Here is a 14,112-nt window from a genome sequence, read left to right as displayed (position 1 = left end):
AACACGACATAAAGCGGGAGATGGGACTCGAACCCACGACATTCACCTTGGGAAGGTGACGTTCTACCACTGAACTACACCCGCATTTTGCTAATAAAGCAACTAAGATCTAAATTCTATCAGAAAACACCTAAAATCGGATAGTGATGATCCGCACATTCAACCTCTATCCCTACTTATCACCATATCCTGATAAGTACATGATTTCTCAGAATATTGATCTGAATATAGTTTCTATAACTACAATTATTAGCACACCAATAAAGCTACAATATCCATTTGCAGGGACTTATAGACTTTTACTTAAAAATTGTGATAACAAACACAACGCCACGTGATGACTCACAGCAATTTTAATTAATTTTTGTTGCATCCCAAAATTAGCAGCATCTATAAAATCATACCCAATACGACCAACCCAAAAATGTTTAATGCGACCGAAATTCTAATTGATGCCTTTGTTGAGAAGCTTCGGGAAGGTTATAGCCGCACCTACGGCGGATACAAGCACGACTATGAGGACATAATTGCTTGGGCGGGTAGTATGGCGATGGAAAACATTGCTAACAGTGATGCTTTATACCACAACGTCGAACACTCCATCTTAGTAACCTTAGTAGGACAAGAAGTTTTGCGCGGTAGACATATCCGTGAAGGGGGAGTATCCTGCGAAGACTGGCTGCACTTTATTATTTCTCTGGTATGTCACGATATTGGCTACGTTAAAGGTGTATGTCGCCAAGATAGAGAAAACGAAAGACTGTATTCTACTGGTAAAGATGGAGAAATGGTTTCTCTACCTGCTGGAGCTTCCGATGCTAGTTTGACTCCTTATCATGTAGACAGAGCAAAAGAATTTATTGAAGAGCGTTTTGGTGGTCATAAACTAATTGATGCTGAACTAATCAAGCACAATATAGAGTTAACCCGCTTCCCAGTACCCAAAGCCGAGGATCATCAAGATACAATTAATTATCCTGGTTTAGTTAGAGCATCTGACTTGATTGGTCAATTAAGCGATCTGCGTTATCTTAAAAAAATTAGTGCGCTATTCTATGAGTTTGAAGAAACAGGGGTAAATAAAGCTTTAGGCTATCGCCACCCTGGAGATTTGCGGCGTAACTATCCTAAATTTTATTGGAATGGAGTACATCCATATCTGAAGAATGCGCTGAATTACTTGGCGCTAACGCAACAAGGTAAACAAATAATTGCTAATCTTTACTCGAATGTCTTTGTGGTAGAACACGAAACTATTGAGGAAGAACGGATGAAACTTATGGGACAGGTTGGCGTTTAATATTATGAATTGGTGGCAGAAACTTAAAAAAAATAACTTGGCTCGTATTGGCGCGGCACTGCTGTTAGTGTTTTATGTGTGCGTGTTTGCGGCTGATTTTGTAGCACCTTATGATCCATATATTTCTCAAGCAGACGGTTCTTTGCTACCACCGACTAAGATTTATTGGCAAACTCCAGAGGGAAGGTTTATTGGCCCTCACGTTTATCCTACCACGCAAGGTCCAACAATTTTAGAAACAGGCGATCGCCAATTAATTGTTGATAAGCAACAACCTTCTCCCCTGCGCTTATTTGTTCAAGGTACTACTTATAATTTATTCCAACTTAAACTGCCAGTACCTCAATGGCAAAAAGTTAATTCCACAACATCTCAGCCGACATCCCAATTTAAATGGGAGGAAGCACAAATATTTCCAGGTATCCCCTGTAACTGGCATTTATTCGGTACTACTGGCGCAGCTAAATTTAACCTTTTAGGAACCGATGAACAAGCCCGCGATCAATTTAGTCGCCTAGCTTATGGTGGCAGAATTAGCCTGAGCATTGGTTTAGTTGGTATTGCCATTTCTTTCCCGTTAGGGATGTTAATTGGGGGTATTTCTGGCTATTTTGGTGGCTGGATAGATGCTGTATTAATGCGCGTCGTAGAAGTATTGATGACGATTCCCAGTATCTATTTGCTAGTTGCTTTGGCTGCGGTGTTACCCCCTGGACTTACAAGCGCCGAGCGGTTTATGTTGATTGTATTAATTACTTCTTTGATTAGCTGGGCAGGTTTAGCGCGGGTAATTAGAGGACAGGTTTTATCAATTAAAGAGCGAGAATTTGTCCAAGCTGCAAGGGCGATGGGTGCTAAACGGCTTTATATTATTATTCGCCACGTTCTCCCCCAAACTGCTAGTTATGTGATTATTTCAGCAACTCTTGCGGTTCCTGGTTTTATTGGAGCAGAAGCCGTTTTGAGTTTGATTGGGTTGGGTATTCAGCAACCCGATCCATCTTGGGGAAATATGCTGTCTTTGGCAACGAATGCTTCAATTATTGTGTTACAACCTTGGTTAATTTGGCCACCTGCGTTGTTAATTATTCTGACAACTTTGGCTTTTAATATTCTGGGTGATGGTTTGCGGGATGCGTTAGACCCTCGGAATTTGCAGCGTTAACTGATGGGCATTAATTAAATATGGCAGTTTTTGTGCTGATAGGTAGACGTATGTTTTCTCCCTACTAGCTGAGGCGATCGCATTACGAACCTAGTATTCTTGTCACTGTTGCCCAATAGTATTGGAAATTGACAGATAATGACAAATATTACTGTTCACGGCACTCCTATCAGTACTTATGTTCGTACTGTGCGGTTGTTGCTTGAGGAAGCAGGTACAGACTATAACCTCAAAGACGTTGGTATTCTCAATGGTGAAAATAATTCAGCCGAATACCTAGCTAAAAATCCCTTTGGTAAAGTCCCAACTCTAGAAGCAGATGGGGAATTTATTTATGAAACGGCTGCAATTACCGAGTATCTTGATAGTGTTGTAGCCAATGATAAGTTTAGCCCGTCGAATCCGTTATCTAAAGCTCGGATGCGGCAGATTATGGCGGTTATTGATAGTTATTTCTATGCACCTGCAATTAGGACAATTGTAATTCAGCGTTTAATTGTGCCAACTCAGGGTGGCAAAACAGATGAGGATGCCGTGAAAAATGCTGTCGCACCTGCAAAAACAGCATTAGAAGCGATTGAGTCGCTGACTGTTGGTAGTCCATATCTGCTAGGTAGCGAATTGACTATTGCAGATTTTTATTTAATTCCAATTTTCTTCTACCTCTCGAATACACCAGAGTTTGAGGCAATTATTGCTGACACTCCTAAAATCAAGAGTTGGTGGAATGAGGTTAGTCAGCTTCCCAGCGTGAACAAAGTTTGTGCTTAACTTCCATTAAGTTATGTGCGAAGCCTTCGGCAGGCTATACCCTTCGGGAAGGCTATAGCCCTGCGGGCATGAATGCGCCAACGCCAACACATTTTTGAGCGAGTAAGAAATGCGATCGCTGCTAGAGAGCTTTATTGCCTTCTTCAAAGCCTTTCCCGACAACTACACCAATCCAGAAAATTTGTTTGAGGAAGGTGAGTGGGCGATGATTGAGTGGAGTGGGGGTGGTACATTTTTGGGTGAGCTTGGCGGTTATGCACCTACAGGAAAAAGCTTCACTTTGCAAGGCTGTGGCTTCTTCCACATCGTTGATAGCAAAATCCGTTTCCAGCGTGGCTATATTGATAAGTACACTTGGTTTACGCAGATTGGTTTGCCTATTTCATAGTTTTCTAATTGCTGCACTTAGAATTAATTTGTGATTAATGCTAGAGAAGTGACACGATCTGAACAAGAAGCTTATGAAGAAGGATAAAGCACAAATAGAGGACGAGTTGCGATCAGAATATGACTGAGAGTTATGTATAGCAATAAAGTATAAAATTTGACATCTAGTTTATTGATATTTTTGAGTATATGTTTAATATATTTGTAGAATTTATATTATTTATTATTTCTAACGTAGAAGAGTTTATTTCTCCAAATGAGCTAGTTGAATATGAGTTGCTTAAGCAGATTTTTGCAATTTACACTTTGATCAAACGTCTAGATCAAAAAATGAATAAATTTGTCAGTATACTCAATTTTTGGCAGCAAGACTTTTATTATGGCGGTGATTGGTCAGAGGCTCATTCTCAGCTTGACAAAATTTACGCAATCATGGATCTCTTGGGTGAGGATTTGCAAAAGCTGATTGATATACCAAACCTCAAACTAGGTTCCGAAAAACACCAGTTACTGAGATATAAGCTGCGTGGATATATATATCTGTCAAAAACAGATATCTTTGAAATTTGGATAAGAATTATTCAAAATAATATTAACGGTAAGTTTTGCGGTTGGATTCGTCACTACCCGCAAACAGAAGTAAAGACACTATTTTTTCCTGAATATAGCATTTTATTACCCAATGTTAAACGCACATCTGAAATAAATGATGTATCTCAAAGCCAATGGATAAAAGAAGAACTCTGGGCTATAAACTACTTTCCTAATGAATTACCTACATGGTATTGGCAGACTTTAAAATTTTTGCCTGAATTTCCACCAAAATTTCCGATCCAGATGCAAGGATATACTTGTTTGAATAACGTCACAAATTATGCTTTAATGATTGAAGTTCCAAAACAAGAGGAGTTGATGACAGGGATTATTAAGGCTACCGAAAAATCTGCATTCAATCTTCATCAATCTGTTAACCAATTCAAGCATAAACTTCAAATTGCTATTCCAAATCCTATGGATATTTGTTTTTAAAGGTAACAGAATAATAGATCATGGCTGTCTTACGGGCAGCCAATTGGAAAGAGCCTGTTTCGATAACTGACATTTTTCCAACAGCCAAACCACTGGCAGAGCTACAATGCTGGGCAGAAATTGCAAGCAGCAAACTTGCGATCGCACCCTTAAAGCTTTTCGATTTGCAACTTTGATTGAAGAGTTGCACACTGAAATAGTAATTCAGCAAACAGCGATCGCATGACCAACCTGACATTAGTGAGCCGTAACCGGAGTTTTGGTGGTTGGCAATTTGTTTATCGTCATTACTCCGCCGTACTTAACTGTGAGATGAACTTCGGCGTATATCTGCCGCCTCAAGCAGAAAAGCAACCTTGTCCAACTCTGTATTGGTTAAGTGGATTAACCTGCACAGAACAAAATTTCATCAATAAGGCAGGTTCGCAACAATTCGCTGCTGAGTACGGTTTAATTGTGGTTGCGCCTGATACCAGTCCACGCGGTTGTAATATTCCTGGTGAAGACGATAGTTGGGATTTAGGAACTGGTGCAGGATTTTATCTCAATGCAACACAGATGCCTTGGGCAAAGCATTATAGAATGTATGATTATGTAGTTTCAGAATTACCTGAAGTTATCTCTGCAAACTTTTCTGTAGTGCCAGGAGTTCAGGGAATTTTTGGGCATTCTATGGGTGGATATGGTGCAATAGCGATCGCACTGAAAAATCCAGGTATGTTTAAAAGTGTCTCCGCCTTTGCGCCAATTGTTAATCCTTGCCAAGTTCCTTGGGGACAAAAAGCGTTTCAGAATTATTTAGGTGACAATCAATCTGACTGGTTAGCTTACGATCCGATTCATTTAGTAAAATCTGCTCAAGAGCGATTACCAATTTTGATTGATCAAGGGGATGCAGATCAATTTCTCGGCGAACAATTGCAACCTGATGTTTTTGCTCAAGCTTGTGCAGAAGTAAATTATCCTATTAGTTTGCGTAAGCAAGCTGGTTACGATCACAGTTATTACTTTATTGCATCATTTATGGGCGATCATTTTGCTCATCATGCGGCGGCTTTGACTAAAGGATGAGTGCGATCGCATATCGCGAACCACCATATCATCAAAGGCTGCCTCATTGGATAATGAGAAGATATAGAGGTGTGTAGTCATCAGGTAGGAAATTCTAGGGCAATGATTCTAACACGCTACAAAGGCAACCTCTCCTATTTGATGTCCTACCCGATTAATGCTTATGCACTTTCAGAGGCATTGTTATCTGTGGGAAACTTGTAGACAAGTTATCAGCCTGTATGGGAAACTATATAGATATATTTTTCAATATAACAAGGAGTAATTTATGGGTGGATTCATTAAATCTGTAGCATTGGCGTTTATCGGGTTATTAACAATCTGGTTGGCTGCATTCTTACTTGGTAGCCTTATAGGTTTTTTCAGCGGTTTATTCGCATAACTTGATGAACAGTGAGCATAGGTTTATGGTAAGCCAGTTTATAGTATTAATTTTATCTATCCTGCTGATATGCTCATCAACCTTTCTGGGTGCTGAAGGAGTGCAAGCAAAGCCAGTAGTTGAGCATCCGAATCAAAGATCTGAAGTAAATTTTGATCCAAAAACCCTTTTCTCAGATAAATCTTTATTAAAAGATATAGAGGCACTTGAGCCTAGTTCAGCAGGTAATTTTGGTCTTACCAAATTTGAGGCAGACAATTCAACTTTTATTGAAGACGGCTATAAAAGCGGTAAGCGGGTAGGTTATAAAATTGGAAAGGCTGTTAAAGATTATGCCTGCAATAAATCTGATATGAACTGCTAGGTAAAAAGGTAGTACAATAAGATGCTGAAACAACAAATTTTCACCTACATTGTTAATAGTCTAACATTACTTACTGTGTCTACCGTTTCAGTAATAGTTGTCAGAAATTACCGAGCTACGTCTCTTTCCAAAGCAAATAATGCAAGCAAGAGGTGGTGGTCAAAACCATTTGGTGTAGACGAACCGGAGGAACAGGGGGTACAAGGGGAGCAGGGGGAGTTAAACTTATTAACTACTACTTATAATCAATCTCCAAACCATACACCAAAGACCAATACTATTGATTCAGTTCCTCCAGAGGATAAAACTTTAGAAAATGAAGAAGTGGCTGGTGAGTTAGTATTTAACAGATCATTAATCCTTGAAGTGTTAGGTGTTTTTTTAGCACTCTCAATAGGGCTTTCACTGGTTGACTACCTCCAAAACTTATAAAAAAGTGGTGCAGGCTAAGAAGTCAAGGCAAGAGATAAAGCATTTTAATTCTGCCTCATGATTTTCAACGATGTAATCGAGGCAATCAAAAGCCTTTTTAGTGAGGAAAGGCAAAAAAATCAAAAGCGACTCAAGCAGTATCTCCGTGAAAAACACCACGAAGAGATATTCGAGGACTTTAAGTTAGCGCAGGTTGAATAACAAAAACGTGAACTGAAGTTTTCCTCCAATATCCATGAAATGAGAGAACTGATAAAGGAGTCATCCTTTTGCCATTCCGCCTTCAAATGTTTATATGGTTAAGGCGATCGCCATTTAGCCCATTCCAGAAAACTGCGATCGCATCTAATATTTCCTCCCCTCCTTGCATAAACTTATCGCGGTCAAAGTCTGCATGGAAATAAACCTCTTCTAATTCTTCTAAAGTATGTCCCGCGTGTTGTCCCTCAACGCGATTATGCCAAGTAAAGAAAGCTAACCTTAGTTGCGGATGTCTTGATTGTTTTATTCTTAGCAACCCTTCTTCTAACTCTTGCCAAAAACCAGCCGCAGCCCAATTTTCAACTGCAAAACTAGCACCTTCGGCAATTAATGGATCGTCGCTACCATAAAGGCGAATCAACTCATCGCAGAAGTGTAATGTAGTTGCACTACCATGTTTGCGCTTACCAATATCTGCATAACTTAGTCCCAAACCTTCCGCAACTCCAATCAACCATTCAAAATGAGCCGCTTTAAAACGACAAATTCCACCATCTACAGTACCTTCAATACTTACTAATTCTGGATCGCCTTCTAAATCTTTTTCATCCTCTGTTTGTGCAGCATTACTACCTATTTTTTGTCCAACTTTGCGATAAATTACCCCTAATTCATTTAACAATATTTCCCTACTAGCACGTGATTGTTGTAAGGTAGAGGCATTAATAGTTTTGGCTAAGGCAGCTAATAAAAACTGATTAGAGAATACCGAAAACTGCTTAATAAAGTGCCGTAATTCTTCATCAGTAGCAGTACCTTGACTAAACCAACGGGTATAAATATTCTTAGTAATAACTGGGTGCTGAAAGAATTTATTTTCAACTTCACCCAGAAAATCTTGAAATTCTGCTACTTGCTGTTGAGTTAATTCGCCTTGCTGCAAACGTTTTGTAATGCGATCAGAAATAGAGACATGGGGAGTTACTGATATAACTTGAGACATAACACTGCTCCGATATTAAATAAAGTGAGGGGTAAAAAGTTAATAACTAAAACAACCTTTTACACAACAAAAGTAAATTTTCTAAATCATCTGCGTCATCTGCGTTTATCTGCTTACATCTGCGATTTAATTAAATTAATTGCAACTAAGCCAGCCAACTATATACATAATCTTTGTCTTCCAAAGACACAGCATTTTGCGTCAACTTCAACGGATGAAAAGTATCAACCATTACAGCCAATTCATCAGTTTTTTCCTTACCAAGTGACCCCTCATACATTCCTGGGTGTGGGCCATGAGGAATACCGCTAGGATGAACTGTGATTGACGATCGCTCTATCCCTTTACGCGAGATAAAATTGCCTTCAACGTAATAAATCATTTCATCCGAATCAACGTTGGAATGGTTATATGGTGAAGGGATTCCCGCAGGATGATAATCTAATAATCGTGGGACAAAAGAACAAATAACAAACCCTGGAGCATTAAAAGTTTGATGTACGGGTGGGGGTTGATGAATTCTACCTGTAATCGGTTCAAAGTCTGCTATGTTAAAGGCAAAGGGCCAAAGATGACCATCCCACCCTACAACGTCTAATGGATGGTGGCGATATAAGAAACTGGTAATGTGATTTCTTGCTTTAACGCGCACCTCAAATTCGCCTGTTTGATCGTAGGTAATTAATTCTTCTGGTGGGCGAATATCTCGCTCGTTATAGGGAGAATGCTCTAGAAATTGACCGTAACGATTGATGTAGCGTTGTGGGGGTTCTATATGTCCGTAGGATTCAATTACTAGCATTCTTTGCGCTACGTTTGGATCGGGAAGAATGCGCCATACTACTCCTGTCGGAATTACTAAATAATCTCCTGGTTGATAACGGATAATTCCATACTGGCTTTCTAATATACCCGTACCGTCGTGAATGAAAATGATTTCATCGCCTTGAGCAAAACGATACCAATATTGCATTGCTTCGGTAGGTCGCGCAATATAGATACAGACATCAGAGTTACCCATGAGGGGGAGACGTGATGCGATCGCATCCCCTCCTTCAACTACACTAGCTGTAGGTATATGATGAGGGCGTAAACCACCTTGTTCTACATAGGCAATTTCTATCTTTTTCTCAAATAATATTTTTTCAATTTGAGTAGGGGGATGCAAATGATAAAGCAGGGATTGAATACCTGAAAAGCCATGAATTCCCATTAGTTCTTCGTGATACAAAGAACCGTTGGCTTGTCTAAATTGGGTGTGTCGTTTGTGTGGAATATTGCCCAATTTGTAGTAGTAACTCATGCTTTCCCCCTATTTAATTAACCGCCAAGACGCAAAGAGCGCCAAGGAAGAGAGAGTGTTTAGAGCTTATCCTAAAAGTCGTTAAGAGAGCATTTAACCGCAGCCTATAGCAGATGTTATGATGTGATTATTTATTTTTTGGATAGGCTCTTAATAGCTGTTCCCTATTGCCTTTATAAATTGCCTCGCCGTGCTTGTTCTTGTTCTAAGGCTACAAATAAAGCTTTGAAGTTACCTTCGCCAAAGCCTTGTGCGCCATGCCGTTCGATAATTTCAAAAAATACTGTTGGTCTGTCTTGTACTGTTTGGGTAAATATTTGCAGTAAATACCCTTCTTCATCTCGATCAACTAAAATGCCTAATTCTGCTAACTTATCAATTGGCTCATTGATTTTCCCTATCCGTGTTTCTAATGCTTGGTAATAACTTGGCGGGACGTTCAAAAATTCAACACCTGCTGCCCTCAGTTTAGTAACTGTTTCTATAATGTTGTCAGTTGCTAAAGCAATGTGTTGTACGCCAGGGGCATGATTATATTCCAGATATTCTGTTATCTGGGATTTACATTTACCATTTGCTGGCTCATTAATTGGTAGTTTAATTCTACCTGTGCCATTTTTCATTACTTTAGATGCTAAGGCGGAATACTCTGTAGAAATAGCTTTTTGGTCAAAGTGCGCTAAGACATTAAAACCCATTGTTTCTTCAAAGAAGCGCACCCATTTATCCATTGCCCCCATTTCTACATTGCCGACAATGTGATCGATGTGCTTTAATCCTATTTTATTGTTGTTGGCAATTACTTTATAGCGACGTTGGAACCCTGGAACAAATACGCCAGAGTAGTTATGACGCTCAACAAATTTAATTAAAACATCACCGTAGACATGAATTGCTGAGTAACGCAGTATACCTGATTCGTCTTCTGCGTCGGTGGGAGAAATAGCACTAACCGCACCTCGTTTGGTTGACTCTTGGTAAGCAGCAACAGCATCGGGTACTTCTAGGGCAATAACTGCGATCGCATCCCCATGTTTCTGTACACTTTGAGCTATCGGATGCTCTGGATTCATGGCTGTACTTAAAACAAACCGGATATCCCCTTGCTCCATTACATAAGAGGCGATTTCTCGACTACCTGTTTCTAAACCTCGATAAGCAGTATTGGTGAACCCAAAACACTTTTCATAAAAAATAGCTGCTTGTTTGGCATTACCCACATAAAACTCTAGATGATCAAAGCGGTGTATTGGGAATAAATCACTCCTTAACTGCTTACTTTCAACAGCTTCTTTAGCTGTGAAACTGTTGGAAAAATTATGATGAGTGGGTTGTTTAAGTGGAGATACAGTCATTTTTTCCTTACTTTATATACATTTAAAGAATAATTAACTATTGAAATGAATGCCTATAACTATGTATTACATCTTTTTGTTAATTATCAAAGACCATCTTGAGAAAGATATATGTTTTTTTAAGCATCCCCCTAAAGATAGGTTTAATTAATTTACTAAATAGCTTAACTTAGTGAGTTTAAAATAAGTTAATAAAAAACTTAGGAAAATTTATAAATCTAGAGCATAAATTATCAGCAGGGTTCGTAAACTCATACTAAAAAAGGAGGGTAATTACAGGCATTACTAAATAACCAGCTAAATTTAAACAACCAATTATGCTAACGCAAAAACTTTGTTTTTGGCAGTTAAAGCCTTGATTGGGATAGCAATTAATCTGGCTATAATAAAAACAATAGCCGGATTAAAGACGACTCTAAGATACTGCTAACCAAGCAGATAAAATTGTCTTCTAAATGACAAATTTTAAACTTAGCCATTGATAATTAGTTCATAATATAATTATAGATTTTTTTATTAGGTAACGACAAGTAATTAGATAGTGCAACGTGATCGCTAATAACTGTACAGGGAGGTAAGATACCTGATGTTGGCATCGTTAAAAGTGCTGCTAGATTCAGTAGTAGATTATGCGGGATTGTTCCCACCAGCTAAACTGACGATGGCGGAAGCGATCGCCAATTACGCAAAACACATGAGCGATCGCTATAATTGGATGCTAGGTCGCTTTATACTACCAGCATCACGGGTGCTTGAATTTGAGGAAATATTAGCAAAATTAGCCTTAACAGACGAAAAAGCGCAACGTTGGTCTTTAAGCATAATTCTTTCTCAAGATTGGCAATTAGAACTAGAGCAAGTTAAATTGCTGCAAGAGCGGGGTAGAATTGCGATCGCGTCTCTAGAATTTCCCCCCCTACCACCTACAGAAATAGAAAAAATTCTTCCTCATCTCCCTAACTCAGTGGAAGCTTTTTGCGAAATTCCCTTTAATGCCGACTTGCCAGCATATCTCACAATTTTAAAAAATTCCCCCATTGCGGCTAAAATCAGAACCGGAGGCATAACCCCTGAAGCCTTCCCTAGCACTAATCAACTTAGTAAATATATCTTTGCATTTGCAGACGCTCAACTTCCCTTCAAAGCAACAGCAGGTTTGCATCATCTATTACCAGGAAAATATCGCCTAACATACGAAGCAGATAGCCAACTAGCAACAATGCACGGCTTTTTAAACGTTATCCTCTTAGCAGGATTTATTTACACGCAAAAAATTACCCAACAACAAGCACTAAGCTTACTTCAAGAAATATCAATAAATTTTTTTCAAATTCAACCAGATAGTATTACTTGGCAACAGCAGCAACTAAGCATTTTAGACATAGAAAAAAGTCGGCAGTTCTTCCGTTCCTTTGGTTCATGCTCATTTCAGGAACCAATAGCAGATATTACACATATTGGGAGGCAGGATGGATACTGATAGCAGTATTTATTGATTTTTGTTGTATATTAGCAGTCATTTTTAGTCGAGGATATATTTTTCAATTAATTTTACGCCTTGATTGGCATACACAAGACTAAAACCATCGGCAAACTGAATTGCAATTTTTCCATCACCGCGAGGGCGGCGCTTAGAATTATAATAAGAGAATCTAATAGGGCGTTCGCATACGATACAAACCTTTTTAAATGGGTAAATCCAACCGCAAGACTTGACTAGCAACTGAAATACTTCCCATTTTTTTTGGTCGTAATTGCAATTTAAGACGGAAATGCCAAAATCCAACAAACTGCCAGTACAAACCCAGTGTTCTAGTTGAATACAGTTATCAACTTTGACTCTTAGTTGTTTAGGCAGTTGTTTTTCGAGTTGCCAGCCCAGTTGCCTACCTAGTTCAAATTTTTCTCTATGCAGTTGCGAACGCAGTGGTGTAGTTAACTGTTTATCGAGTTCCCAGCACAGCCATCTATCCAGTTGACTTTGCAGTTGCATAACTGGTTGAATCTTAATTTTTGAGTGCAGTTGCTTACTCATTGGGTTCCCCATGTGACTGGGAATAATGATGTTTATAGCTGCGTAAGGATTATTACAAAAAATAATCTCAGGCTCAGATAAACCAATCACGGCGTAGGTAAGTTTTATCGCTTCTGTGGCTGTTTGATGATTAATCGGCTCAGTTGAGATTGCGATCGCTCTCCACTTCTGTTGATATAGTGGAATAAGAGCTTCTTGTTCAGCAGTAAGCTTTTCAATGCTCATTTATTCACATTGATTCTCAAGGTAACACTATAAATTTAGTAAAGTCAATTCTTTACCTAAATCTATATTACGAATTTGACTACAAAATCCTAACTGCTGATACTCTTGAATATCTGCCTTAATTTTTTCAGCTAATACTCTAGCAAAATTAACAGGGACAGCATTGCCTACCATTTTATATCCATCAGCTATTTTTTTATATTTAAAAATAAACCTATCTGGGAAAGTTTGAACTCTAGCACATTCACGTACCGATAACCTGCGATATGGATGAGGCGATTTTAAATCAAAGATATATTTATCTCTTTCTACAAAAATCATTTTATTTGCTTGTGGATGAATAGGCGCGTGTCTTCCACCTGCTTGAATAGTAAAAGATGGTTGCAACCAATCCCTGACTCTATTTCTTGACATATAAATACTAGAAAATCCCATATCTATATATTCGTGATTAGGAATTAATGGATGACACTCTTTTAATTCACTGGTCAATTTGATTGGTGGTATTGAGTGCAAATCATAAATAGCATCTTTTAAATTAGGTTTTTTTCGTTACTTTCTGGAAATTTAAAAATCCCACCTAACTTTTCATGGTAGCCAATAATAATTACTCTTTTGCGGTCTTGAGGAACATCGAAATTGTTAGCATTGAGGAGTTTATAAGCTACTTGATAACCTGCCTCTCTAAATTGATGTAATATATTTGTTAGTGCTTGTGTATGTTTATTTGCTAAAATTCCACTAACATTTTCTGCTAAAAAAAATAAGGGTTTTTTTCGTTTACTATTCTAATGTAATCATGGAAAAGTTGCCCTCTAATATCATTAATACCACGACCAGCACCCGCCTCGCTCCAACTTTGGCAAGGTGGCCCTCCAATTATGCCAATGCAATCTGGGATTTCCGATGAGGTAATATTTCTGATATCTCGCTGATCTAAGTGAGTTTCAGGATGATTAAATTTATAAGTATCCCAAATTGATGAATCATTTTCATTAGCCCAACAAATGTCGAATCCAGCTTGACGAAAACCTAAATCTAAGCCACCACAACCTGAAAATAAAGAGATTATTTTCATTCCTACTTCAG

13 protein-coding genes, 1 tRNA gene and 1 pseudogene are annotated in these 14,112 nt (G+C 38.6%); 9 read left to right on the top strand and 6 right to left on the bottom strand.

Annotated elements, in window-relative coordinates; genetic code table 11:
* Positions 1-12: 12 nt before the first annotated feature.
* Positions 13-84, bottom strand: a tRNA-Gly gene (locus tag CRI9333_RS10560).
* A 340-nt stretch (positions 85-424) separates the two neighbouring features.
* Between CRI9333_RS10560 and CRI9333_RS10555 the strand changes: the two genes are divergently transcribed.
* From CRI9333_RS10555 to CRI9333_RS10520, 8 genes are all read left to right on the top strand, one after another.
* A complete protein-coding gene (locus CRI9333_RS10555) occupies positions 425-1,300 on the top strand; it encodes an Npun_R2479 family HD domain-containing metalloprotein (RefSeq protein ID WP_015203159.1) in 876 nt (291 codons plus the stop codon).
* 4 nt (positions 1,301-1,304) lie between these two features.
* Positions 1,305-2,465 (top strand): ABC transporter permease, encoded by a 1,161-nt coding sequence (locus CRI9333_RS10550; protein ID WP_015203158.1) that lies wholly within the window; start codon positions 1,305-1,307, stop codon positions 2,463-2,465.
* Between the two features lie 138 nt (positions 2,466-2,603).
* On the top strand, positions 2,604-3,236 hold the full coding sequence (locus CRI9333_RS10545) for a glutathione S-transferase family protein (RefSeq protein WP_015203157.1): 633 nt from the start codon (positions 2,604-2,606) through the stop codon (positions 3,234-3,236).
* 109 nt (positions 3,237-3,345) lie between these two features.
* Positions 3,346-3,624, top strand: a complete 279-nt coding sequence (locus CRI9333_RS10540) for an ester cyclase (protein WP_051035369.1) — start codon at positions 3,346-3,348, stop codon at positions 3,622-3,624.
* Between the two features lie 188 nt (positions 3,625-3,812).
* Positions 3,813-4,652, top strand: a complete 840-nt coding sequence (locus CRI9333_RS27360; protein WP_015203156.1) for a hypothetical protein — start codon at positions 3,813-3,815, stop codon at positions 4,650-4,652.
* Positions 4,653-4,874: 222 nt separating this feature from the next.
* On the top strand, positions 4,875-5,723 hold the full coding sequence (gene fghA, locus CRI9333_RS10530) for an S-formylglutathione hydrolase (RefSeq protein ID WP_015203154.1): 849 nt from the start codon (positions 4,875-4,877) through the stop codon (positions 5,721-5,723).
* Between the two features lie 407 nt (positions 5,724-6,130).
* The gene (locus CRI9333_RS10525; RefSeq protein WP_015203152.1) at positions 6,131-6,469 is read left to right on the top strand and encodes a hypothetical protein; all 339 of its coding nucleotides are present in this window, start codon (positions 6,131-6,133) and stop codon (positions 6,467-6,469) included.
* 21 nt (positions 6,470-6,490) lie between these two features.
* Positions 6,491-6,901, top strand: a complete 411-nt coding sequence (locus tag CRI9333_RS10520) for a hypothetical protein (RefSeq protein ID WP_015203151.1) — start codon at positions 6,491-6,493, stop codon at positions 6,899-6,901.
* A gap of 283 nt (positions 6,902-7,184) precedes the next feature.
* On the opposite strand, the gene CRI9333_RS10510 is transcribed toward CRI9333_RS10520, so the two are convergent.
* The 3 genes from CRI9333_RS10510 to hppD all read right to left on the bottom strand — a co-directional run bounded on the left by CRI9333_RS10510 (position 7,185) and on the right by hppD (position 10,763).
* On the bottom strand, positions 7,185-8,105 hold the full coding sequence (locus CRI9333_RS10510; RefSeq protein WP_015203149.1) for a hypothetical protein: 921 nt from the start codon (positions 8,103-8,105) through the stop codon (positions 7,185-7,187).
* Between the two features lie 145 nt (positions 8,106-8,250).
* Positions 8,251-9,408: a homogentisate 1,2-dioxygenase gene (locus tag CRI9333_RS10505; protein WP_015203148.1), complete on the bottom strand. Its 1,158-nt coding sequence runs from the start codon at positions 9,406-9,408 to the stop codon at positions 8,251-8,253.
* Positions 9,409-9,581: 173 nt separating this feature from the next.
* Positions 9,582-10,763: a 4-hydroxyphenylpyruvate dioxygenase gene (hppD, locus tag CRI9333_RS10500; RefSeq protein ID WP_015203147.1), complete on the bottom strand. Its 1,182-nt coding sequence runs from the start codon at positions 10,761-10,763 to the stop codon at positions 9,582-9,584.
* A gap of 586 nt (positions 10,764-11,349) precedes the next feature.
* Here hppD and CRI9333_RS10495 point away from each other — a divergent pair.
* On the top strand, positions 11,350-12,243 hold the full coding sequence (locus CRI9333_RS10495; RefSeq protein ID WP_015203146.1) for a hypothetical protein: 894 nt from the start codon (positions 11,350-11,352) through the stop codon (positions 12,241-12,243).
* Between the two features lie 42 nt (positions 12,244-12,285).
* Here the strand turns inward: CRI9333_RS10495 and CRI9333_RS10490 are convergent, their stop codons facing one another.
* The gene (locus CRI9333_RS10490; RefSeq protein WP_015203145.1) at positions 12,286-13,023 is read right to left on the bottom strand and encodes a DUF6745 domain-containing protein; all 738 of its coding nucleotides are present in this window, start codon (positions 13,021-13,023) and stop codon (positions 12,286-12,288) included.
* Between the two features lie 27 nt (positions 13,024-13,050).
* A pseudogene (locus tag CRI9333_RS28345) lies at positions 13,051-14,101 on the bottom strand (DNA cytosine methyltransferase).
* Positions 14,102-14,112: the final 11 nt, after the last annotated feature.

The organism is Crinalium epipsammum PCC 9333 (genome assembly GCF_000317495.1).
In the GTDB taxonomy this organism is placed as follows: Bacteria; Cyanobacteriota; Cyanobacteriia; order Cyanobacteriales; family PCC-9333; genus Crinalium; species Crinalium epipsammum.
Note: the sequence above shows the minus strand (reverse complement) of the source record. Positions and strands in the feature narration are given on the sequence as shown.

Bases quoted from the DNA above. Each gene is read 5' to 3' on its own strand.
- CRI9333_RS10555 (WP_015203159.1), top strand. From the start codon at position 425: ATGTTTAATGCGACCGAAATTCTAATTGATGCCTTTGTTGAGAAGCTT.
- CRI9333_RS10550 (WP_015203158.1), top strand. From the start codon at position 1,305: ATGAATTGGTGGCAGAAACTTAAAAAAAATAACTTGGCTCGTATTGGC.
- CRI9333_RS10545 (WP_015203157.1), top strand. From the start codon at position 2,604: ATGACAAATATTACTGTTCACGGCACTCCTATCAGTACTTATGTTCGT.
- CRI9333_RS10540 (WP_051035369.1), top strand. From the start codon at position 3,346: ATGCGATCGCTGCTAGAGAGCTTTATTGCCTTCTTCAAAGCCTTTCCC.
- CRI9333_RS27360 (WP_015203156.1), top strand. From the start codon at position 3,813: ATGTTTAATATATTTGTAGAATTTATATTATTTATTATTTCTAACGTA.
- fghA (WP_015203154.1), top strand. From the start codon at position 4,875: ATGACCAACCTGACATTAGTGAGCCGTAACCGGAGTTTTGGTGGTTGG.
- CRI9333_RS10525 (WP_015203152.1), top strand. From the start codon at position 6,131: ATGGTAAGCCAGTTTATAGTATTAATTTTATCTATCCTGCTGATATGC.
- CRI9333_RS10520 (WP_015203151.1), top strand. From the start codon at position 6,491: ATGCTGAAACAACAAATTTTCACCTACATTGTTAATAGTCTAACATTA.
- CRI9333_RS10510 (WP_015203149.1), bottom strand. From the start codon at position 8,105: ATGTCTCAAGTTATATCAGTAACTCCCCATGTCTCTATTTCTGATCGC.
- CRI9333_RS10505 (WP_015203148.1), bottom strand. From the start codon at position 9,408: ATGAGTTACTACTACAAATTGGGCAATATTCCACACAAACGACACACC.
- hppD (WP_015203147.1), bottom strand. From the start codon at position 10,763: ATGACTGTATCTCCACTTAAACAACCCACTCATCATAATTTTTCCAAC.
- CRI9333_RS10495 (WP_015203146.1), top strand. From the start codon at position 11,350: ATGTTGGCATCGTTAAAAGTGCTGCTAGATTCAGTAGTAGATTATGCG.
- CRI9333_RS10490 (WP_015203145.1), bottom strand. From the start codon at position 13,023: ATGAGCATTGAAAAGCTTACTGCTGAACAAGAAGCTCTTATTCCACTA.